This is a genomic window from Actinoplanes sp. URMC 104 (genome assembly GCF_051386375.1).
GTDB lineage: Bacteria > Actinomycetota > Actinomycetes > Mycobacteriales > Micromonosporaceae > Actinoplanes.
Genome location: NZ_JBPQTO010000004.1, coordinates 884,456 through 906,274, shown reverse-complemented (window position 1 = coordinate 906,274; position 21,819 = coordinate 884,456). Strand labels below are relative to the sequence as shown.

The window sequence follows — 21,819 nt, the reverse complement described above, 5'->3', positions numbered from 1 at the left end:
GGCGCGTCGTGGTCCCGTTCCTGCCCTATCTCTCCGGAGCCCCGGAAGGTAACGCGGCTCGGCCCGCATGAGTCCAATTTAACCCGTTTTGTGACCTACCGTCGACCGTAGGTCGTGGTCCGCTCCACCGCCGGGCGTCCCGCCGCGGCCGCGAGTTCCTTGAGCTCAGCGACCGTGCGAGCCGATCCGTGCTCGGAACCAGCCATTCGGGAGATCGTTTCCTCCATCAGGGTGCCGCCCAGGTCGTTGCAGCCGCCGTCGAGCATCACCCGGGTGCCCTCGTCGCCCAGCTTCACCCAGGAGCACTGGATGTTGTCGATGCGGCCGTGCAGCAGCACCCGGGCCATCGCGTGGACGACCCTGTTCTCGCGCCAGCTCGGCCCCGACCGGGCGATGCCGGCCAGATAGATCGGCGCATTGGTGTGGATGAACGGCAGCGCCACGAACTCGGTGAAGCCGCCGGTCACGTCCTGGATGCCGGCCAGCACCCGGAAGTGGCCCAGCCACTGTCGCGGGTGGTCGACGTGGCCGTACATCATGGTCGAGCTCGACCGGATGCCCAGCTGGTGCGCGGTGGACACCACGTCGACCCAGGCGCTGGTGGGCAGCTTGCCCTTGGTCAGCACCCAGCGCACGTCGTCGTCGAGGATCTCGGCCGCGGTGCCCGGGATCGTGCCCAGGCCCGCCTCCTTGAGCTCGGCGAGCCACTCGCGCACCGGCACGCCGGCCTTCGCCGCAGCGGTGACGATCTCCATCGGCGAGTACGCGTGGACGTGCATGCCGGGCACCCGCTGCTTCACGGCGCGCACCAGGTCGGCGTACGCGGTCACGGGCATCTTGGGGTCGATGCCGCCCTGCATGCAGACCTCGGACGCGCCGTCCCGCCAGGCCTGCTCGGCGCGGTCGGCCACCTGGTCGACCGAGAGCCGGTACGCGTCGGCGTCGCGCTCGCGCTGGGCGAACGCGCAGAACCGGCACCCGACGTAGCAGACGTTGGTGAAGTTGATGTTCCGGTTGACCACGTACGTGATGTCGTCGCCGTTGACCTGCCGGCGCAGGTCGTCCGCGATGCGGGCCAGCTCGTCGAGGGCCTCGCCGTCGGCGTTGAACAGCGCCATCGCCGCGTCCTCGTGCTCGGGCAGCAGCAGCTTGGCCGGGTCGCTCGCGGCCAGCTTCAGTCCGGCGAGGACGTCCTTCTCGAGGCGGCGGGGAGCCTCGGTGGTGATGTGGGCGGCCACCTCGTCCCAGTCGCCGTAGACGTCGTCGAAGTCCGACCGGCGGTCGGCCGTGCGGCCCTCGGTGTCGATCGTGGCGAACAGGTCGGTGCGGCCCGAGGCGTACGCGTCGTCGGGCTCCTGCCACGGCCGGCCGGTCACCTCGGCGTCCTCGCGGGCGAGCCCGTCGGGGCCGGCCAGCGCGGCCACGTGGGCCGCCAGGCGCGGGTCGAGCCAGCCCTCGTTGCCGCGGCGCACGTACTCCGGGTAGATCGTCAGCCGCTCGCGCAGCTCGAACCCGGCCGCCGCCGACCGCTCGCGGAGCTGGTCGATCTGCGGCCAGGGGCGCTCGGGGTTGACGTGGTCGGGCGTGACCGGCGACACGCCGCCCCAGTCGTCGATGCCGGCGCGCAGCAGCAGCGCGAACTCGGCGTCGATCAGGTTGGGCGGGGCCTGGATGCGGGCGCGCGGGCCCATGATGATCCGGCCCACGGCGACCGTGGCGGCCAGCTCGCGCAGCTCGGCGTCGGGCATGCCGCGCATCGCCGTGTCGGGCTTCGCGCGGAAGTTCTGGATGATGACCTCTTGGATGTGGCCGTACTCGCGGGCGGTGCGGCGCATCGCGAACAGCGCGTCGACCCGCTCGGCGGGGGTCTCGCCGATGCCGATGAGGATGCCGGTGGTGAACGGCACGCCGACCCGGCCCGCGTCGTCGAGCACGCGCAGGCGTACGGCCGGGTCCTTGTCGGGAGAGCCGTAGTGCGGGCCGCCCGGCTCGGACCACAGCCGGGTCGCGGTGGTCTCGAGCATCATGCCCATGCTGGGGGCGACCGGCTTGAGGCGCTGCAGCTCGGCCCAGCTCATCACGCCGGGGTTGAGGTGCGGGAGCAGGCCGGTCTCCTCGAGCACGGCGATCGCGCAGGCGCGCACGTAGTCGAGGGTGGAGTCGTAGCCGCGCTCGTCGAGCCACTGCCGGGCGGCGGGCCAGCGCTCCTCGGGCCGGTCGCCGAGGGTGAACAGGGCCTCCTTGCAGCCCTGCGCGGCGCCCTGCCGGGCGATCTCGAGCACCTCATCGCGCTCGAGGAACGCGGCTGGCAGCCGGTGCGGCACCGTGGCGAACGTGCAGTAGTGACACCTGTCCCGGCAGAGGCGCGTCAGCGGGATGAAGACCTTGCGGGAGTACGTGACCACGCCCGCGCGGCCGGCCTCCCGCAGGCCGGCGTCGCGGATGTGCCCGGCGATCGTGAGGAGCTCGTCGAAGTGCTCCCCGGTGGCGGCCAGCAGCGCGGTCGCCTCGTCGGCGTCCACCGCCTTGCCGTCGGCCGCGCGGCGCAGCGCGCGACGGATGCTCGCTTCCGTGGGGGTGCCGACTGTGTTGACCTCTGTCACCCCAGCAGCCTAGGCCGGAATGCCCGCGGTTGCCCCGGCACGACCGGAGCAACCGCAGTGGGATAGGACACGACGCCTAGCGGCGCGGCGGGTCCTCGCCCGCGCGGCCGAAGCCGGGGCGATCGTCGGGGATCTTCTCGGTGCGCTCGTCGCCGGCGGCGGGGCCGGGCGCGCCAGGGTGCGGGAACGCCGTGGTGGCGCCGGACTGCGGAGCGCCGGGGTACGAGGCGCCGGGCTGCGGGACTTCGGGCTGCGGGACTCCGGGCTGCGACGCTCCGGGGTGCGGGGCGAAGGGGCCGGGTGGGGCCGACGTCGGGTGTGCCGGCGGGGCCGACGCGGGGATCGGCGCGGCGGGCTGGTTCCAGGCGGGCGGCTGCTGCGCGTGGCCCTGCGGCGAGCCCTGCGGGGGCTGGCCGGGCGGACCGTACTGCGGCTGACCGTACGGCTGGGCCGGCTGACCGTACTGCGGCTGGCCCCACTGGGACGGCGCGCCGGGGCCGGGCGGCTGGTACGAGCCCGGGGCCGGCGGCGGGCCGTACCCCGGCTGGCCCGGGTAGGTGCCCGGCTGGTTGTAGGCGGGCTGGCCGTACACGCCCGGCTGCGGCTTGGGCCGCGCCACCTGGAACAGGCCCTGCCAGAGGCGGAAGACCGCGTACGCCGCCACGCCGAACACGGCCAGCCACGCCGCGCGCACCAGCAGCTCCTCGAAGGCGACCCGCGCGCCGTTGTTCGAGGCGTGGTTGATCAGCCCGATCAACAGGCCGAACAGCACGCCGAAGAACGCCATCACCGCGTACTCCACCAGGGCGACCAGCGTGATGAGCTGCGCCCTGGGGTGCCGCGGGTGCACGAGCAGCGCCAGCAGCACCGCGGCCAGCGGCATGGCGATCGTGGCCGTGTTGACGAAGCCGTAGAAGCTGTCCTGGGTGCGGTAGCCGAACTGGTTCGCGCCGTCCGGGATCAGCCGGATGATCGCGACCAGGAGCAGCAGGGCGGGCGCGCCGACGAGCGCGTACGCCGCGAGGTCGCGCAGCGGTCGGAGCAACGGGCCCACCGGTTTGCCCTCGCCCGTCGCGGGCGGCGGTTGGCTGGTCACGGCATTTCTCCCTGGCGGACGGTCGACGAGATCGACTCAGGGTAGACCGCCCCTGCACCCGGGCGGTCACACCGGTGCGCAAGGATGTCGGCATGCGGATCGTGGTCCTCTCCGGTGGCATCGGCGGCGCGAAGTTCCTCGTCGGCGTGCGCGCGCAGGCCCGCGCGCTCGGCGCCGAGGTGACCGCGGTGGTCAACGTCGGCGACGACGTGCGCATGCACGGGCTGCAGATCTGTCCCGACCTCGACAGCGTGATGTACACGCTCGGCGGCGCCCACGACCCCGAGCGCGGCTGGGGCCGGGTCGGCGAGAGCTGGGTGGTCAAGGAGGAGCTGGCCGCCTACGGCGCCGAGCCGTCGTGGTTCGGGCTGGGCGACAAGGACACGGCCACCCACCTCGTACGCACCCAGATGCTCAACGCGGGCTATCCGCTCTCCGCCGTGACGGCCGCGCTGTGCGCCCGGTGGCAGCCGGGCGTCACGATGCTGCCCGCCACCGACGACCGGCTCGAGACCCACGTGGTGGTCGACGTCGACGGCGAGCGCAAGGCCATCCACTTCCAGGAGTGGTGGGTGCGCTACCGCGGCGACCTGCCCACCCACCGGTTCGTCTTCGTCGGCGCCGACGCGGCCGAGCCCGCGCCGGGCGTGCTCGAGGCGATCGCCGGGGCCGACGTCGTGCTGATCGCCCCGAGCAACCCGGTGGTGAGCATCGCCCCGATCCTGGCGGTGAGCGCGATCCGCGACGCGGTGGCGAGCGGGCCGGCCCCGGTCGTCGGCGTGTCGCCCATCATCGGCGAGTCCCCGATCCGCGGCATGGCCGACAAGTGCCTGGCCACCCTGGGTGTCGAGGTCACCGCGGCGGGCGTGGGCGGCCTCTACGGCGCCCGCTCGGGCGACGGCCTCCTCGACGGCTGGCTGGTCGACACCTCGGACGCCGCCACCGAGGTGGCCGGCGTGCCGACCCGGGCCGTTCCGCTGTGGATGAGCTCCGAGGAGGCGACGGCCCAGATGGTCAAGGACGCGCTGTCGCTGGCCGGCGTGGCCTGAGCCCGCCGGCCTCGGCCGGAGCCGCCGGTGCGGGGCCGGCAGACCGGCTCAGGCGGCCCGGCTCAGGCGGAGCGTCACGATCTCGAAGGGCCGGAACGAGATCTCGATCGGCTCGTCGGCTGCCCAGGCGCTCGTCTGCACGACGGGCTCGGCCGGCGCGCGCTCGAGCAGGTCGGTCGTCCACGCGCGGGCGAACGACTCCGACACCTCGACGCGCGCCGACGCCCGGCCGCCGCGCGCCTCGTAGAGGCGTACGACCAGGTCGCCGGAACGGTCCTCGGCCAGCTTGACCGCCTCCACGACCACCGCGGGCGACGACACCCGCAGCAGCGGCTCGACCGGCCCGCCGCCTTCCACCGCGCGCACCGGCAGGTTGAGCCGGTAGCCGCTGTCGAGCGCCTCCAGCACGGTGGGCGCCACGCGCAGGACGGTGCGCAGCACGTGCCTGCCCTGGTCGGCGTGCGGGTCGGGGAAGCGGGGCGCGCGCAGCAGCGACTGCCGCACCTGCGTGCAGGTGAGCCCGTCCGCGGTCCAGCGGCGGGTGATGTCGTGCCCGTAGGTGGAGTCGTTCGCCACCGCCGCGCCGAAGCCGGGCTCGCCGACGTGCACCCACCGGTGCGCCGCGGTCTCGAAGCGGGCCGTGTCCCACGAGGTGTTCGCGTGGGTGGGCCGGTGCACGTGCCCGAACTGGATCTCCGACGCGGCGCGGTCGGCGTGCACGGCCAGCGGGAACGACAGCTTCAGCAGCTTCTCCTGCTCGTGCCAGTCGATCCAGGTCTCGATGTCGAGCTGGTCGGCGCCCTCGGCGAGCCGGAACACCTGCTCGAACGTGGAGCGGTGGAACGACCGCCGGACGACCAGCTCGTCCGCGCCCGCCTCCACCGCGTCGGCCTCGCGCAGCTCGGTGACGTGCCGCTGGTAGTGGGCGTCGAGGTCCCAGGCGTCCCACCGGTTGGGGATGTCGCGGAAGACCTGCAGCACCGCGGCCGCCTCGCCCTCGGCGACCAGTTCCCGCCCGGCGCGGAACGACACGAGCAGCCCGTCCCGGTCGAATCCAGCCCGGACCACGCCGTTGTCCAGCACCCAGCCGTCGCCGGAGGCCACGGGCGCGACGCAGCCGGCCGGAGTCGCGACGGCTGCGGCGAGCGGCGGCACGCCGTCCGCCTCGACGGGGGCGGCGTTGAAGAGCACCCGCGAAGTGCCGGGCCCGGCGAGTGTCCGCTGCGCCCGGTCGATCAGCGCGCCGAGCTGCCCGGCCAGCGCGGCGTAGTTGCGCTCCGCCTCCTGGTGCACCCAGGCGATCGAGGAGCCGGGCAGGATGTCGTGGAACTGCTGCAGCAGCACCGTCCGCCAGGCCGCGTCGAGCTCCTCGTACGGGTAGTCGCCCAGCCCGCGCCACGCGGCGGTGGCCCACCAGAGCTCCGCCTCGCGCAGCAGGTGCTCGCTGCGCCGGTTGCCCTGCTTGGTCCTCGCCTGCGTGGTGTAGGTGCCGCGGTGCAGCTCCAGGTACATCTCGCCGGACCAGGTGGCGGGCGCCGGATGGCTGCTGCGGGCCTCGTCGAAGAACCGCTGCGGCGTGCCGACCTCCACTGTGGGCGAGCCCTCGAGCGACCGGGTGCGCGCGGCGGCCTCCATCATCTCGCGCGTCGGTCCCCCGCCGCCGTCGCCGAAGCCGAACGGCACCAGCGAGACGTTGCTGAGCCCCCTCTCGGCGTACTGCCGCTGGGCGCGGGCCAGCTCGGCGCCGGACAGGTCGGAGTTGTACGTGTCGACCGGCGGGAAGTGCGTGAACACCCGGCTGCCGTCGATGCCCTCCCACCAGAACGTGTGGTGCGGCATCCGGTTGGTCTCGCTCCACGAGATCTTCTGGGTGAGGAACGAGTGCGAGCCGGCCGCACGCACGATCTGCGGGAGCGCCGCGGTGTAGCCGAACGAGTCGGGCAGCCACACCTCATCCGGCTCGTGGCCGAACTCGCGCAGGAAGAACCCCTTGCCGTGCACGAACTGGCGGACCAGCGCCTCGCCGCCAGGCAGGTTGGTGTCGGACTCGACCCACATGCCGCCCACCGGCACGAACCGGCCCTCGGCGACCCGTACGCGGATCCGCTCGAACAGCTCCGGGTAGTGCTGCTTGATCCACGCGTACTGCTGGGCGCTGGAACAGGCGAACACGAAGTCCGGGTACTCGTCCATGAGCGCCAGCACGTTGGAGAACGTGCGGGCGCACTTGCGGATCGTCTCGCGGGTGGGCCACAGCCAGGCCGAGTCGATGTGTGCGTGCCCGACGGCGACGACCCGGTGCGCGCTCGGGTACGCCGGCGACGCGAGCACCCCGGCCAGCGCCTCGCGCCCGTCCCGCGCGGTCTCGGCCACCCGGTCGGGGTCGACGGCGTCGCACATGCGCTCCAGCGCGCGCAGGATCTCGGCGCGCCGCGGCAGCGACGGGTCGAGCTCGCGCATCAGGCCGGTCAGCGTCCACACGTCCCGCATCAGGTGATAGACCGTGAGGTCGCGCTCGACCAGGTCGACGCGGCGCAGCGTGTAGAGCGGCTCGCTGCCGGCGGTCGCCTTGTCGCCGAGCGGGGTGGGCGCCGTGAACGCGTCGCCCGCCACGTCCGGGTTGGACGCCGCCTCCACGTACAGGTCGATCGGCCCCGGCCCGGCGGGGACCGCGTTGTTCAGCGGCTCGAGGCCCTTGACGATCGAGCCGTCCGGCCGGAAGACCAGCCCCTCGGCCTGGAACCCGGGCTGGCGCGCCGAGAAGCCCAGGTCGACGACGACCTCCGCGACGACGTCCGGCCCGCCCCAGCCCTGCGGGACCTCGCCGGTGACGTGGAACCAGGTGGTGCCCCACGGCTTGCTCCAGGGCGCGCCCGGGCCCGTCGGGACGTACGTCTGCCGGACGGCCTCGGCGAACGGCACGGGCTCGTCGGGCACCTCCCACGCCGTCACGTCCAGCGGCCTCCGGCGGCGCTCGAGGGCGGGCCACAGGCGCTCACGGACGAAACGCTCGACGCGGGTCTCGATGTTCGCTGCGGTGTCGTGCATCAGGACCGCCATTCCGCGCAGCGTCTCGCCCAGGTCGCGAGCTCGCCGCGCATGCGCTCGAACTGCTCCGGATGCGTCCCCGACAGGTCGTTGGTCTCGGCCGGGTCGGCGGCAAGGTCGTACAGGGCGGCCGGCACGGCCACCTCCGCCTGCATGCTCTCGCAGGCGTCGAGCACCACCTTCCAGTCGCCGAGGCGGCCCGCGCGCTGGCCCTCGTACTCCCAGTACAGCCAGCGTTCGGCGGCGGCGTCCGCGCCGGTGAGCCGGCGCAGCAGCGAGCGGCCGTCGATCGTCGGGTCGGACGGCTCGGCGCCGTCGACGGCGTGCAGCACGGTCGGCACGACGTCGGCCATCGAGCCGACCACGTCGTCGCGCGTGCCGGGCGGGATCACGCCGGGCCAGCGGACGATCGCCGGCACCCGGATGCCGCCCTCGAACAGCGAGCCCTTGTGCCCGCGCAGCCCGCCGGCCGAGCCGCCGTCGTAGGAGACCTCCTCGCCGTTGAGCCAGTTGCGCTCCTCGATGGAGGGTCCGTTGTCCGAGGACATGAAGACGATGGTGTCATCGCGGCGCCCGGTGCGGTCGAGCGCGTCCAGGATCGCCGCGACGCCGTCGTCCATCGCCTTGATCATCGCGGCGGTCATCCGGCGGCCCTCGGGCAGGTGCGCGAACTGCGACACGTACTCCGCGGGCGCGTGCATCGGGTAGTGCGGCGCGTTGAACGGCACGTAGCACAGGAACGGACCGTCCGCGCGCTCGATGAACTCGACGGCCTTGCGGGCGATCACGGTGGTGAGGTACTCGCCGTTGAGCCAGACCTCGTCCTCGCCGTCCCACAGGTCGTGCACCGGGTTGCGGTTGTCCCAGTAATAGATGTGCGAGTAGTAGTCGACGCAGCCCGCCCGGAAGCCGAAGTGCTCGTCGAAGCCGCGTTCGAGCGGGCCGTACGCGGGGTCGGCGCCCAGGTGCCACTTGCCGAAGATGCCGGTGGCGTAGCCGCGGTCGCGCAGGTGACCGGCCAGGGTGGACTGCGGCGGCAGCCCCACGGTGTCGCGCGAGCCGCCGAGAATGGCCTCGACGCCGGCGTGCGCCGGATGCCGGCCGGTCAGCAGCGAGGCGCGCGACGGCGAGCAGACCGGCGAGTTGGCGTACCACTGGGTCAGCCGGGCGCCCGCGGCGGCGAGCCCGTCGAGCGCCGGCGTGTCGAGCTCGCCGGCGCCGAAGCAGCCGAGGTCGCCGTAGCCCAGGTCGTCGGCGTAGATGATGACGACGTTGGGGGTCACTGCTTCACGCTCCCGGCGGCGAGACCCGCGACCAGGCGTTTCTGGACCACGGAGAACAGGATGACGGTGGGGACGGTGGCCACGGTGGCGGCCGCCATGATCATCGCCCAGTCCGTGGAGTACTCGCCGAAGAACGACGACAGCCCCACCTGGACGGTCTTGAGGTCCTCGCCGGTCATCAGCACGCTCGCGAAGAAGTACTCCTCCCACGTCGAGATGAACGTGGTGGTGACGACCGTGACGATGCCGGGCAGCGCGATCGGCAGCACGACCCGGAAGATGACGCCCGCGGTGGAGCAGCCGTCCATCCGCGCGGCCTCGTCGAGCACCCGGGGAATCGTGTCGAAGTAGCCCATCAGCAGGTAGATGGCCAGCGGCAGCGTCATCGCGACATAGACGACCACCAGACCGGCGTACGAGTTGAGCAGGCCCAGCTCGCTGAACGCCAGATAGATCGGCGAGATCAGCACGACGAACGGCAGCAGCTGGGTGGCGAGCACGACGAGGAGGGTGGGTGCGCGCAGCCGCCAGCGGAACCGCGAGAGGCCGTACGCCGCGAAGCTGCCCAGAACGACCGTGCACACGGTGCTGATTGCGGAGACCAGCAGGCTGTTGCCGATGTAGCGGGCGAAGCCGGAGTCGTTGAAGAGCCGGGCGTACGCGTCGAAGCTCAGGCCGTCGAACCACTCGCCCACCGGCAGGTCCGCGGCGAGCGCCGACACCGGCCGCAGCGAGGTGAACACCATCCAGAGGACCGGAAAGACGATCACGAACAGGATCGCGAACGTCGGCACGATCACCAGCAGGTCGCGGGGCCGCCGCTTCATGCCTCCCGCCTCTCCGGGTCGCTCGCGCGCAGGTTCATGCCTCGCGCCTCTCAGGGTCGCTCGCGCGCAGGTAGGCCAGCGCGAACACGGCCATCACCGCGGTCATCACCAGGCCGATCGCGGCGCCCTCGCCGAGGCTGTCGGCCACGAACGCCCGCGAGTAGAGCTCGGTCGCCAGCACCTGCGTGTACGTGCCGGGGCCGCCGCCGGTGGACAGCCACACGTACACGAAGTTGTTGAAGGTCTGGATCACCGTCATGAGCACCACCACGGTGATGACCGGGCGCAGGCTGGGCAGCGTCACGTGCCGGAACGACTGCGCGCGGCCGGCGCCGTCGAGCGCGGCCGCCTCGTACTGCTCCTCGGGAACCGACTGCAGGCCGGCGAGCAGCACGATCACCACGAACGGCAGCTCGCGCCAGACGATGATGGCGATCACCGACCACCAGACCGTGTTGGTCTGGGCCAGGAACGGCACGCCCTCGGGCAGCACGTGGACCGCGACCAGGAACTGGTTGAGCACGCCGGTGTTCCCGTCGAAGATCCACTTCCAGCAGGCGACGGCGACCACGGGCGGCACCATCCACGGCACCAGCACGAGCGTGCGGGCGAGGCCCCGCAGCCGCCACCGCTGCAGCACGCGGCTGTGCAGCAGCAGCGCGAGGCCCATCCCGAACACGAGCCGGAGCACCACGGTCACCGCGGTCAGCCAGAACACCGTGTTGAACGCGACCGACCCCATCTGCGGGTCCGTGAAGATCGCCTTGAAGTTGTCGAGGCCGGCCCACTCCGCGTCGCCCGGGGCGTCGTACGGCGTGAGGTCCTGGAACGCCAGCACCACGTTGTAGATGCCGGGGAACAGGAACAGCACGCCGATGACCAGCAGCGCGGGCGTGGTGAGCGCGTACGCCTGCCTCTGCGAGCCGCGGGTCACCCCTTGAGGCCCTTGTCCAGCCCGTCGAGGATCGCCCGGGCCGCGTCCGCGGACGACGCCTGTCCGGAGTAGACGGCGGAGAACTGCTGGTTGACCAGCTGCTGGATCGCGGCGACCTTCAGCTCGGAGCCGATGTAGCGGGCCATCGACCGCGAGTGCGGCAGCTGCTGGACGTACCCCTGCTGCGCGTCGGGCACCTTGAGCTCAGTCAGCGTGGCCTTCGAGGCCGGGTACTGGTTGTAGGTCTTGAACGTCTCGGCGCTGGTGAGGTACTTGATGACCTCCCACGCCTGGTCGGGGTGCTTGCTGTTGCGGTTGATCGCCAGCGCCCGGCCGCCGAGGTGGGTGGCGCCGTCGGTGAGGCCGCTCGGCATGGGCGCGCTGGTCACCTTGTCACCGGCCTGCTTGGTGAGCGTCGCGAAGGTGGCCGGCGGCATGTAGCTCATCGCGCACGTGCCGTTGGCCAGCCCGTTGACGATGGACGGGTCGCTGTAGTCCTGCACGGATTGCAGCGCCTTGCTCGTCGCGCCCGAGGTGAACAGCCCGTTGAAGAAGTCGATGGCTTGTTTCACCTGGTCCTGCGTCGCGCCGGTGGTCCAGGTGTCGCCGTCCTTCTTGATGAACTGAGCGCCGTGCGACCACAGGTAGTAGTTGATCGCGAACCACTGCGCGCTGGTCGCCGAGCCGGCCGCCGGGAAGCAGAAGCCGTTCTTGAGCTTCGCGGCCGTGGTGGCGAGCTCCTCCCAGGTGGTGGGCGGCTTGTTCGCGCCCAGCTTCACCTTGTTGTAGACCAGCGCCATCGTGTCGGCGGTCCACGGCACGGCCCAGGTCTTGTCCTCGAACGTGACCATGTCGGTGGCCAGCAGGTCGCCGGTGCCGCCGTCCTTGGCCAGGTAGTCGTCGAGCGGCTTGAGGATCTTCGGGTTGGCCACGGACGCGACGTCGGCGAAGGCCACCTGGTCGATGTCCGGGCCCGAGCCGGAGTTGGCCTCGCGGGCGAACTGCTGGATGTTGTTGGGGCTCAGCGTCTCCAGCTTGACCTGGACGTCCGGGTGGCTCGAGTTCCACGCGTCCACCGCCGTCTTCAGGCCGGAGATCTCGCTCTCCGGGTCGAACTGGCGGAAGACCAGCGAGACCTTGCCGTCATCGGATCCGGAGTCGTCGCTCGAGCAGGCGGCGAGCCCGAGCAGAACGGCGGCCGCCATCGAGGCGGCCACGGCTGACTTGGCGAGTCTCATGCTGGTTCCCTTTCGGCGCTTGCCCTGGTCTCCGCCCATCGGCGCTTGCCCTGACATCGTCACCCAATCAAATTGATTTCCTATCGGCAAGCTAGAAATCTAGGATGTGATCAGCTCGATACGACCTGGGGAGGCGCAGTGGAGCGGCGGGGATCGAACCTGCCTCGGGTCGGCGACTACAACCAGCTGCTCGTGCTCGACCTGGTGCGCCGGCACGTCAACATCGACCGGGTGGAGCTGTCCGGGCGCACCGGGCTTTCCGGGCAGACCGTCTCCAACATCTGCCGGCGCCTCGTCGCGGCCGGGCTGATCGAGGAGGCCGGCCGCGCCGAGGCCGGCACCGGCGCGCGCCGGACGATGTTCCGGATCGTGCCCCAGGGCCAGTACTCGGTGGGCCTGCACATCGATCCGGCCCGGATGAGCCTGGTGCTGCTCAATCTGGCCGGCGAGGTCGAGGAGCACGCGTCGCTGGTGACGCCCTCCTCCGACGGCCCCGAGGACGTGTTGCGGGCCGTCGTCGAGGCCGTCGGCGACCTGGTGCGCCGCCGCGGGATCCCCCTGCCCCGGCTGGCCGGCCTGGGCGTGTCGACCCCCGGCCCGGTCATGGCGGACGCCGTGGTCGGACCGCCCAACCTGCGCGGCTGGGGCGTGGTGCGGCTGCGGGCCGAACTCGAGAGCCGCACCGGCCTGCCCGTCGTACTGGAGAAGGACACCATCGCCGCGGCCACCGGCGAGCTCTGGGTCGGCGGCGGCGAGCTCACCGACTTCGCGTTCATCTATCTCGGTACGGGCATAGGCGCCGGCGTCGTGCTCGGCGGCGAGGTGCTGCGCGGCGTCTCCGACAACCTCGGCGAGATCGGCCACCTCACCGGCGACCCCGACGGCCCCCGCTGCTACTGCGGCGGCCGCGGCTGCATCGCCATCACGTGCGCCCCCGTCCACCTCGTCGCCGCCGGCACCGGCCTCGGTCTTCTGCCACCCGTGCCCCCCGAGGACCACTTGGCCGTGGAGGCCGCGCTGGCCCGGTTGTGCGCGCTGGCCGACGCCGGCGACCCCCGAGCGCTGTCCGTGGTCGAAGGGTCGGCCCGTGCCATCGGCCGCGTGGCCGGCCAGCTGGCCAACGTGTTCGACCTCGACACCGTCATCCTCGGCGGCCCCAACTGGCCCGCCCTGTCCCAGACCTACCTGCGGGTGGTTCCCCCCATCCCCGCCTCGTTGCTGACCGTCCGCGACGTCCACTCGGTGACCGTCCGGGGCACCACCTTGAGCGAGAACGGCGGCGCCATCGGCGCCGCCTCCCTGGTCATGTCCTCCCGCATCTCGGCCCGCTCCGAGCGGCTGCTCCTCCCCCACTGAAACCGCGCCCAGCCTCGATCCCGGGTCCGTCTGCCCCGCGCCTCGACCTATCGGTCCCCTCCCCCGGGCGACGCCTTCGGTCGCCCCTGGCGTCGACGACCCCGACCCGGTGTCGGGGGCCTCGAGGCGGCGCGGCAAGCTGGGCGGGGAGATCTCATCGCGGAGGGGACGGCGTCGTGACGGACGGGCTCGAGATTCTGCCGGTGCGGGGGATCGGCGACATCGTGGCCGGTGACGACCTGGTGGAGCTGATCCTGGCGGCGGCGCCGTGGATCGCCGACGGGGACGTGCTGGTGGTGACCAGCAAGATCGTGTCCAAGGCCGAGGGGCGGCTGGTCGAGGTTCCCGCCGACGGGCCGGAACGGGACGACGCACGCCGGGCGGTGCTGGAGTCGGAGACGGCGCGGGTGGTGGCGCGGCGCGGGCCGACCACGATCGTGCAGACGCACCACGGGTTCGTGATGGCGGCGGCGGGCATCGACGCGTCGAACGTCGACAAGACGCACCTGGTGCTGCTGCCCGCCGACCCGGACGCGTCGGCCCGGCGGCTGCGCGCCGAGTTCGGCAAGCGCGGCCTCGACGTCGGTGTCATCGTCTCGGACACGATGGGCCGGGCGTGGCGCAACGGCCTCACCGACGTGGCGCTGGGCGCGGCCGGCATCGAGCCGATCCGCGACCACCGGGGCGAGACCGACCCGTACGGCAACGAGCTCGAGATCACCCAGATGGCGGTGATCGACGAGCTGGCCGCGGCGGGCGAGCTCGTCAAGGGCAAGGTCGACCGGACGCCGGTGGCGGTCGTCCGGGGCTACCCCCGCGCCGGGGTGCGCGACACCGACGGCGCGGCGGTTCTGCTGCGCGACGGCGCCTCGGACATGTTCAGCCTGGGCACGTCGGAGGCCCGGGCGCTCGGCCTTCGGGAGGCCGCCCAGCTGCCGGAGGGTCCGCTGGCCGCCCTGCCGGGCCTGCCCGTCGACCCGGCCGCGGTCGACCGTGCGGCCGCGCTCGTCGCCGATTCGCTGTCCCCCACCACGATCGTCGCGCCCGCCGAGGTCGTCGCGGGCAGCGGCGCCACCGCGGCCCTGCACCTGCACAGCCGCGACACCACGCCGCCGGGGCTGATGCGCCTGGGCGCCGACGCGCACCGGCTGCGAGCGGCACTGGCCGCCGAGGCGATCGCCACGCTGTCGCTGCCGCACGAGGACGGCGTCCGGCTGGAGCTCTCCGGCACCTGAGCCGGCACGACCGTACGAAGGGAAGACCTTGAGCATCGACGAGCTGCACGCGGACGCTGTGCGGACCCTCACCGGCTGGCGGTCCACCTCGGACGAGGCGGAACTGGCTCGCAAGCGGACGCTGGAGCTGCTGGCGGACGGACCGGTCGCCATGACGCGCGCGCACCGGACAGGCCACGTGACGGCCAGCGCGCTGATCGTCGACGGCGACGGGCGGCTGCTGCTGTGCCTGCACGGGCGGCTCGGCATGTGGATGCAGCTCGGCGGTCACTGCGAGGCGGGCGACGCCGGTCTGGCCGCCGCGGCCCTGCGCGAGGCCACCGAGGAGTCGGGCATCGCGGGGCTGCTCCTGGACCCGGATCCCATCGACATCGACATCCACGAGGTGCGCTGCGGCGCCGCCGAGAGTGCTCCGGCCGAGCCGTCCGTCCACTTCGACGTACGGTTCCTGCTGCGCTGCCCGGCCGGCACCCGTGAGCAGATCAGCGACGAGTCGGAGAAGCTCGGCTGGTTCGTACCGGAAGCCCTGCCTGCGCCGCTGGCGTCGGGAACGGCCCGCCAGATCGCACCGGCGTTGGCGCGGTTGTGAGCCGGGCCCGGCCGGAGCCGGGCCCGCCCGCCTAGATGTAGCCGTGCTGGCCGATCTGCTTGAGCTCGTCGACCAGGTGCTTGACCTCCTGGGCGCGCTCGCGGGGGCAGACCAGCACCGCGTCCGGGGTGTCGACGATGATCAGGTCCCGTACGCCCATCGCGGCGATCAGCCGGCCGTCGGTGGGCACGATGACCAGGCCCTCGGTCTCGCGCAGCAGGACGCCGGACTTCTGCTCGACCGAGCGGCCCACGATGACGTTGCCGGACGGGTCGGCGGCCAGCACCTCGCCCAGCGTGTGGAAGTCGCCGACGTCGTTCCAGCCGAAGTCGCCCGGAACGGTGCCGACGCGGCCGACCGTGGCGGCGCCCTCCATGACGGCGTAGTCGACCGAGATGCGGGGCAGCGTGGGCCACACCTCGCCGAGGACCTCCTCGCGCTCGGGCGAGTCCCAGGCGGAGGCGATGCGGGACACGCCGGAGGCCAGCTGGGGCTGCTGGCGGGAGAGCTCGGCGAGGAACGCGTCGACGCGCCACACGAACATGCCGGCGTTCCACAGGTAGTTGCCCGACTTCACATAGCCCTCGGCCACGTCGTACGTCGGCTTCTCCTTGAACTCCTCGACCCCCAGCACCGGACCGTCGCCGATCGCGGGACCGCACTGCAGGTAGCCGTAGCCGGTCTCGGGGCGGGTGGGGGTGATGCCGAGCGTCATCAGCAGACCCTGGCTCGCGCCCACCATCGCCTGCCGGATGACCTCGGTGAAGCGCTCCTTGTCGGCGATCAGGTGATCGGACGCGAACGAACCCATGATCGCCTCGGGGTCGCGCCGCGCGATCACGGCGGCGGCGAGGGCGATCGCGGCGCAGGAGTCGCGCGGGGAGGGCTCCACGAGAACGTTCGTGTCGGGGATCGCGTCGAGCTGACGCGACACGGCCGCGGCGTGCGCCACGCCCGTGACGACGAAGATGCGGTCCATGGGCGCCAGCAGGTCGAGGCGTTCGACCGTGGCCTGCAGCAGCGACGCCTCGGTGCCGGTCAGCGGGTGCAGGAACTTGGGATGCCCGGCGCGCGACAGCGGCCAGAGACGGGTGCCCGTCCCGCCGGCCAGCACCACGCCGTAAAGCCCGCCCAGTTGATCGCTCATGCGCACAGAGTGTAAAGGGTCAGACGACCGCGACTCGTTTCCAGGTTGTGACGTGCACTTCGGCGCTCGACGCCCAGGTGAACTCCTTGGCCCGGTCGAAGCCCGCCTTGGCCAGCGTGAGGCGCCGCGGCTCGTCGTGCAGGAGGTCGGCGAGGTCGGCGGCGATGCGGTCGGGGTCCTCGGTCGTGTACGCCACCGCGTCGCCACCGACCTCGGGCAGCGAGAGCCGCGGGGTGGTGAGGACCGGGGTCGCGCACGCCATGGCCTCGAGGATCGGCAGGCCGAAGCCCTCGCCGAACGACGGGTAGCACGCGACCAGCGCGCCGCCGAGGAAGCCGGGCAGGTCCGCGTACCGCAGATAGCCGGGACGCAGCAGGCGCAGGTGGGAGGGCACCTCGGCGACCGCACGGTCGATCTCGTCGTCGTGGCCCTGCCCGCCGGCGAGCACCAGCGCGGGCGGGTGCGGCCAGTCGGCGACCGCGCGGGCCCAGCCGCGGATGAGGTTCGGGACGTTCTTGCGGGGCTCCTTGGCGCCGAGGAACGCCACGTAGCCGGCGTCGCCGAGACCGAGCCTCGCCCGTACGCGTGCCTTCTCCTCCTCGGTCGGCGCGTGGAACGCGGCCTGGTCGACCCCGTGGTACGCCACGTCGATGCGGGTCGGGTCGGCGTCGAGCAGCCGGATCAGCTCGTCGCGGGTCGCCTTGCTGGGCACGATGACCCGGGCGGCACGGCGCAGCGACGTCTTGATCGCACTGCGGAAGAACGTGCGCTTGGTGTTGTCGTAGTGCTCGGGCTCGGTGAAGAACGTCGCGTCGTGCACGGTCACCGTGACCGGGCAGCCGGCCCGCAGCGGGCACGTGTAGAACGGCGAGTGCAGCACCTGGGCGCCGACCTGCTGGGCGAGCAGCGGCAGGCCCGTCTGCTCCCACGCCAGCCGGGCGGGGCGGTGCGCGACGGCGGCCGGGCCGGCGATCACCTCGGCCTTGTTGTCGAGCATGCGGCTGTAACGCTCCGCATCCGAACGCTGGGCCACCACGGCCAGATCGACCCTGTCCGGGTCCATCCGTCCGAGGGCGCCGAGCAAGCCGTCGACGTATCTGCCGACTCCTCCTCGGTCTGCGGGGACGCTGGTGGCGTCGACGAGCACTCGCGGGGGGCGACCGGCGGTCACGAGGCAACTCCCAAAGAGGTTGTAATTCAGACCACTGGCAAGGGTACGCCCGCCGTGCGACGCGGATGTGTCCGCGACGCCGCCTTGTTCGAAGCGTTTCGCAGTTCTCATCGCCCGTTCAGGACCGATTACTGTCCGTAGTCCAACTATCGTGTGGCGGGTGGAGACGACGATCCCCCGGGTCCTGGCGGCGGCGGTGCGCCGCGATCCCGCGAGCCCGCTGCTGACGTTCTACGACGACGCGAGCGGCGATCGGACGGAATTGTCCGGTGCAACCCTGGACAACTGGGTCTCGAAGACCGCGAACCTGCTGACCGACGGCCTCGGCCTGGGCACCGGCGACGTCGCCGCGGTCGCCCTGCCGCCGCACTGGCAGACCGCCGCCATCCTGCTGGGCGTCTGGTCCGCGGGCGTCGGCGCGGAGATCACCGACCCCGAGTCGGCCGACGTTCTCTTCAGTACGCCTGATCGGACCACCACGACAAAAGCCCCGGACCGGTACGCGACGGGCCTACTGCCGTTCGCGATGCCGCTGCGCGAGCTGCCCACCGGCTTCGCCGACTTCGTCCTCGAGGTGCGCCAGTTCGGCGACCACTTCCCCGGCCGGCCGGTGGGCGCCGCCGATCCGGCCCTCAACGACCGCACCCACGGCGACGTCGTCCAGGCGGCGTACGCGCGGGCGACCGAGCTCGGCATTGCCACCGGCGGCCGTGTGCTGATCGACGCCGGCACGCACCCCGATCCGGTCGACTGGCTGCTGGCGCCGCTCGCGGCGGGGGCGTCGATCGTGCTGTGCGCCAACCTCGACCCTGCCAAGGTGACGGGGCGCGTCGACGCCGAGAAAGTCACGCTGGTCGTCGCCTAGCGGGGCCGGTCGTGCCGGCATGTTGGGGTGCGCCGCCTGCCCGGCGCGGCAGAGTCGTGGGGCACCTCGGCCGCGCCGCCGTGCCCACCACGGCCCGGCGCTGCAACGCCCCAGCCGCGCCGCCTGCCCGCGGCAACAGCGCTGCAACACCCTCGGCCCCGCCGCCTGCCCACCACGGCCCGGCGCTGCAACGCCCCGGCCGCGCCGCCTGCCCGCGGCAACCAGCGCTGCAACACCCTCGGCCGCGTCACGTGCCCGCCGCAGCCCGACGCTGCAACGCCCCTGGCCGCGCCAGCCGCCCACCACAGCCCAGCACTGCAACACCCACGGCGCGCCAGCCGCTCGCCCAGCACTGCAATCCCCCGGCCGCGCCACCCGCACGCCACAGCCCAGCGCTGCAACACCCCGGCCGCGTCACCCGCCTGCCACAGCCCGACGCGGCAACACCCCCGGCTGCGCCACCCGCCCGCGACAGCGTGAGTTGTCCACAGTTGCGCGTTGTCCACAGGGCGCGCTGCGAAGATCCGCTTTCCCCGCCACACTGACCAGCGGGGGCTCCCCCAGAGGAGGGCGGGGTCTGCGGTGATCGCGATCGGCGCGGTCGGCGGTCGGCACAGTCGGCGGTCGGCGGTCTGCACGGCCAACGGTCAGCACGGTCGGCGGTCCGCACGGCCAGCGGTCAGCACGGTCGGCGGTCCGCACGGTCGGCGGTCCGCACGGCCAGCGGTCAGCTCGGTCCGCAAGCAGCGGTCGCACGTCCAGCGGTCAGCACGGCCAGCGGTCAGCACGGCCAGCGGCCAGCGGCCAGCGCAGTCAGCACGGCCATCGGCCCATGCGGCCGGCGGCCACCGGCCAGCGGTCCGTGATCACCAGCAGCGGCGTCAGCTACCCCGGCGCCGGGCCAGCTCCTCAAAAGCCCCCAACGACTCCGGATTCGCCAGCGCCCCCTTGGCCGCTGCGTCCTCCACCGGCGTACCCGTGAGGATGCGCTTGACCGGCACCTCCAGCTTTTTCGACGACAGCGTGCGGGGCACGGCCCGTACGGCATGGATCTCGTCGGGAACGTGTCGCGGCGACAGTGACTTGCGCAGCTCGGCCGCGATCCGCTTGCGCAGCGCGTCGTCGAGTTCGGCGCCCTCCGCGAGCACGACGAACAGCAGCAGCTCGCCGTTCGGGTTGTCCTCCTGCTCGAGGTGCACGACCACCGAGTCGGCGACCTCGGGCAGGCTCTCGACCACCGAGTAGAACTCGGCCGTGCCCAGCCGGACGCCGCCGCGGTTGAGGGTGGCGTCGGAGCGGCCGGTGATCACGCAGGAGCCGTCGGCGGCGATGGTGATCCAGTCGCCGTGGCGCCAGACGCCGGGGAAGTGGTCGAAGTACGCCTCGCGGTAGCGCCGGCCGTCGGGATCGTTCCAGAAGCCGACCGGCATGCTCGGCATCGGCGCGGTGATGACCAGCTCGCCGAGCTCGTCGCTGACCGGGCGGCCGGCGGGGTCGTACGCCTCGACTCTGGCCCCCAGCGCGCGGCAGGCGATGACGCCCTCGACGACCGGCAGCAGCGGCACCGAGCCGACGAAGCCGGTGCACACGTCGGTGCCGCCGGACAGCGACTGGAGTTGCAGCCGGGAGCCGACCGCCTCGTAGACCCAGTCGAACCCTTCGGGGGGCAGCGGAGCGCCGGTCGACCCGATGCCTTTGAGCCGGTCCTTCCGGGGGGTCAGCCCGGCCTTGCGGCATGCCATGAGGAACGGCGCGGAGGTACCGAAGTACGTGATGCCGGCCTCGTCGACCAGGTCCCACAGCGCGTCGAGGGTGGGGTGGGCCGGGTTGCCGTCGAACAGCACGATGGCGGCGCCGACGGCCGGGCCGCTCACCAGGAAGTTCCACATCATCCAGCCGGTGGTCGTGAACCAGAAGAACCGGTCCCCCGGCCCGAGGTCGTGGTGCAGGGCCAGCATCTTGAGGTGCTCGAGCAGGATGCCGCCGTGACCGTGGACGATCGGCTTGGGCAGTCCCGTGGTGCCCGAGCTGTACAGCACGTACAGCGGATGGTCGAACGGCACTGCGGCGTACGCCATGGGTTCGTCGCCGGCGAGGTCGCGGAACGTGTCGTTGTCCGGGTCGAGGTAACCGATCGTGACGACGTGTTCGATCGACGGCAGCGCGGCGGTGATCGCGGCGACCTCCTCGCGGCGGTCGACGGGCTTGGCGCCGTAGCGGTAGCCGTCGACGGCGACCAGGACCTTGGGCTCGATCTGCTGCCAGCGGTCGATGACGCTGCGTACGCCGAACTCGGGCGCGCAGCTCGAGAACACCGCCCCGAGGCTGGCGGTGGCCAGCATCAGGATGTACGTCTCCGGGATGTTCGGAGCGTAGGCAGCAACGCGGTCACCCTTCGTCACACCGCGGGCTTTCAGGCCGGCGCGGACGGCTCGTACCCGTTCGCGAAGATCCGCCGCCGTCAGCCGGATGGGGTCGCGGCTCTGCGAGTACGCGAGGACGACCGGCTCGTCGTCGGCGATCCCGGGCATGCGCAGCACGTGCTCGGCGTAGTTGAGCGTGGCTCCGGGGAACCAGCGCGCGCCCGGCATCGCGGCGTCGGCCAGCACGGCCTGCGGCGGGTCGTGCGCGATGACCTCGAAGTAGTCCCAGATCGACTGCCAGAAACCGGGCAGATCGTCCACCGACCACTGCCAGAGGGCGGCGTAGTCGGCGAACCTCAGCCCGCGCTCGCGCTCCAACCAGGACATGTAGCGCCCGATCCGGGACTTCTCACGGACGTCGGCCGGGGGCTGCCACAACACTGTGCCCGTCATGCGTCTCACCCTAACGTTCGGTCAGCTCGGTTCTGGCCTTCTGGATCGCGGTGCGCCGCGCCAGGCGGTGCTCGCGCCGGATCAGCGCCTCGCGGAACCGGCGCTGGTCGTCGCCGCTCTCGGGCTGCACCGGCGGCACACCGCGCGGGTGGCCCGCGACGTCCACGGCCACGAACACCAGGTACGCGGTTGCCACGGTCAGCGGCTCGGTCGCCACGTCCCAGCGCTCGGCGGCGAGCTTGACGCCCACCTCCATCGAGCTCGTGCCGGCCCAATTCACCTGGGCGTACGCGTGGACGAGATCACCGACCCGCACCGGCTCGAGGAACACGATCTCGTCGATCGCCGCGGTGACGGCCGTGCCGCCGCTGTGCCGCGCCGCCGCCGCACCCGCCACGTCATCGACGAACTTCATCAGAACACCGCCGTGCACGGTGCCGTACAGATTGACGTCGACCGCGGTCATGATGCGGCTCAGGGTGACCCGGGAGTGGCTCGTGGGACGGCCCGGGAGCTGCTCGTTCATGCGGCGTACGTTACGTCGTCCTTCCGCGCGGTTGCC

At 72.4% G+C, this 21,819-nt stretch carries 16 protein-coding genes; 5 read left to right on the top strand and 11 right to left on the bottom strand.

The genetic code is table 11. The annotated features are described in order from the left end of the window. Positions 1–95: 95 nt before the first annotated feature. Both ACSNN8_RS18040 and ACSNN8_RS18035 read right to left on the bottom strand, forming a co-directional pair. Entirely contained in the window at positions 96–2,603 is a 2,508-nt protein-coding gene (locus tag ACSNN8_RS18040) for a bifunctional FO biosynthesis protein CofGH (protein ID WP_436650367.1), read from the bottom strand. A 76-nt stretch (positions 2,604–2,679) separates the two neighbouring features. Then, positions 2,680–3,699 (bottom strand): hypothetical protein, encoded by a 1,020-nt coding sequence (locus ACSNN8_RS18035; protein ID WP_436650366.1) that lies wholly within the window; start codon positions 3,697–3,699, stop codon positions 2,680–2,682. Positions 3,700–3,791: 92 nt separating this feature from the next. Between ACSNN8_RS18035 and cofD the strand changes: the two genes are divergently transcribed. Continuing rightward, complete coding sequence (gene cofD, locus ACSNN8_RS18030; protein ID WP_436650365.1) at positions 3,792–4,748, top strand: 2-phospho-L-lactate transferase; 957 nt, start codon at positions 3,792–3,794, stop codon at positions 4,746–4,748. A gap of 48 nt (positions 4,749–4,796) precedes the next feature. On the opposite strand, the gene ACSNN8_RS18025 is transcribed toward cofD, so the two are convergent. The 5 genes from ACSNN8_RS18025 to ACSNN8_RS18005 are packed head-to-tail and all read right to left on the bottom strand — an operon-like array spanning position 4,797 to position 12,078. Continuing rightward, complete coding sequence (locus ACSNN8_RS18025) at positions 4,797–7,808, bottom strand: alpha-mannosidase (protein WP_436650364.1); 3,012 nt, start codon at positions 7,806–7,808, stop codon at positions 4,797–4,799. Further along, a complete protein-coding gene (locus ACSNN8_RS18020) occupies positions 7,796–9,079 on the bottom strand; it encodes a sulfatase family protein (protein WP_436650363.1) in 1,284 nt (427 codons plus the stop codon). Before ACSNN8_RS18020 ends, ACSNN8_RS18025 begins: the two co-directional genes overlap by 13 nt. Next, complete coding sequence (locus ACSNN8_RS18015) at positions 9,076–9,906, bottom strand: carbohydrate ABC transporter permease (RefSeq protein WP_436650362.1); 831 nt, start codon at positions 9,904–9,906, stop codon at positions 9,076–9,078. The genes ACSNN8_RS18020 and ACSNN8_RS18015 overlap by 4 nt, the downstream gene beginning before the upstream one ends. 34 nt (positions 9,907–9,940) lie before the next feature. Next, positions 9,941–10,840 carry a carbohydrate ABC transporter permease gene (locus ACSNN8_RS18010; RefSeq protein WP_436650361.1) on the bottom strand — a complete coding sequence of 300 codons (900 nt, stop codon included), beginning with the start codon at positions 10,838–10,840 and terminating at the stop codon, positions 9,941–9,943. Further along, positions 10,837–12,078, bottom strand: coding sequence for an ABC transporter substrate-binding protein (locus ACSNN8_RS18005; RefSeq protein WP_436650359.1), 1,242 nt, complete (start codon positions 12,076–12,078; stop codon positions 10,837–10,839). Before ACSNN8_RS18005 ends, ACSNN8_RS18010 begins: the two co-directional genes overlap by 4 nt. 138 nt (positions 12,079–12,216) lie before the next feature. Here ACSNN8_RS18005 and ACSNN8_RS18000 point away from each other — a divergent pair, with 138 nt between their 5' ends. The 3 genes from ACSNN8_RS18000 (at position 12,217) to ACSNN8_RS17990 (ending at position 15,258) form a co-directional block, all read left to right on the top strand. Then, positions 12,217–13,434, top strand: coding sequence for an ROK family transcriptional regulator (locus ACSNN8_RS18000; protein ID WP_436650358.1), 1,218 nt, complete (start codon positions 12,217–12,219; stop codon positions 13,432–13,434). 176 nt (positions 13,435–13,610) lie between these two features. After that, positions 13,611–14,669 (top strand): coenzyme F420-0:L-glutamate ligase, encoded by a 1,059-nt coding sequence (locus ACSNN8_RS17995; RefSeq protein WP_436650357.1) that lies wholly within the window; start codon positions 13,611–13,613, stop codon positions 14,667–14,669. A gap of 28 nt (positions 14,670–14,697) precedes the next feature. Continuing rightward, entirely contained in the window at positions 14,698–15,258 is a 561-nt protein-coding gene (locus ACSNN8_RS17990; RefSeq protein WP_436650356.1) for an NUDIX domain-containing protein, read from the top strand. A 31-nt stretch (positions 15,259–15,289) separates the two neighbouring features. Here the strand turns inward: ACSNN8_RS17990 and ACSNN8_RS17985 are convergent, their stop codons facing one another. Then, complete coding sequence (locus ACSNN8_RS17985; RefSeq protein ID WP_436650355.1) at positions 15,290–16,405, bottom strand: mannose-1-phosphate guanylyltransferase; 1,116 nt, start codon at positions 16,403–16,405, stop codon at positions 15,290–15,292. Positions 16,406–16,424: 19 nt separating this feature from the next. After that, positions 16,425–17,576 (bottom strand): glycosyltransferase family 4 protein, encoded by a 1,152-nt coding sequence (locus ACSNN8_RS17980; protein ID WP_436650354.1) that lies wholly within the window; start codon positions 17,574–17,576, stop codon positions 16,425–16,427. A 160-nt stretch (positions 17,577–17,736) separates the two neighbouring features. Here ACSNN8_RS17980 and ACSNN8_RS17975 point away from each other — a divergent pair, with 160 nt between their 5' ends. Continuing rightward, the gene (locus ACSNN8_RS17975) at positions 17,737–18,441 is read left to right on the top strand and encodes a TIGR03089 family protein (RefSeq protein WP_436650353.1); all 705 of its coding nucleotides are present in this window, start codon (positions 17,737–17,739) and stop codon (positions 18,439–18,441) included. A gap of 881 nt (positions 18,442–19,322) precedes the next feature. Here the strand turns inward: ACSNN8_RS17975 and ACSNN8_RS17970 are convergent. Both ACSNN8_RS17970 and ACSNN8_RS17965 read right to left on the bottom strand, forming a co-directional pair. Beyond that, positions 19,323–21,257, bottom strand: coding sequence for an acetoacetate--CoA ligase (locus ACSNN8_RS17970; RefSeq protein ID WP_436650352.1), 1,935 nt, complete (start codon positions 21,255–21,257; stop codon positions 19,323–19,325). A 10-nt stretch (positions 21,258–21,267) separates the two neighbouring features. Further along, positions 21,268–21,783 carry an acyl-CoA thioesterase gene (locus ACSNN8_RS17965; protein ID WP_436650351.1) on the bottom strand — a complete coding sequence of 172 codons (516 nt, stop codon included), beginning with the start codon at positions 21,781–21,783 and terminating at the stop codon, positions 21,268–21,270. Between the last annotated feature and the right edge of the window lie 36 nt (positions 21,784–21,819).

Excerpts from the sequence above, each read along its gene's own strand:
- cofD (WP_436650365.1), top strand. The coding sequence starts at position 3,792 with ATGCGGATCGTGGTCCTCTCCGGTGGCATCGGCGGCGCGAAGTTCCTC.
- ACSNN8_RS18025 (WP_436650364.1), bottom strand. The coding sequence starts at position 7,808 with ATGGCGGTCCTGATGCACGACACCGCAGCGAACATCGAGACCCGCGTC.
- ACSNN8_RS18015 (WP_436650362.1), bottom strand. The coding sequence starts at position 9,906 with ATGAAGCGGCGGCCCCGCGACCTGCTGGTGATCGTGCCGACGTTCGCG.
- ACSNN8_RS18005 (WP_436650359.1), bottom strand. The coding sequence starts at position 12,078 with ATGAGACTCGCCAAGTCAGCCGTGGCCGCCTCGATGGCGGCCGCCGTT.
- ACSNN8_RS17985 (WP_436650355.1), bottom strand. The coding sequence starts at position 16,405 with ATGAGCGATCAACTGGGCGGGCTTTACGGCGTGGTGCTGGCCGGCGGG.
- ACSNN8_RS17970 (WP_436650352.1), bottom strand. The coding sequence starts at position 21,257 with ATGACGGGCACAGTGTTGTGGCAGCCCCCGGCCGACGTCCGTGAGAAG.
- ACSNN8_RS17965 (WP_436650351.1), bottom strand. The coding sequence starts at position 21,783 with ATGAACGAGCAGCTCCCGGGCCGTCCCACGAGCCACTCCCGGGTCACC.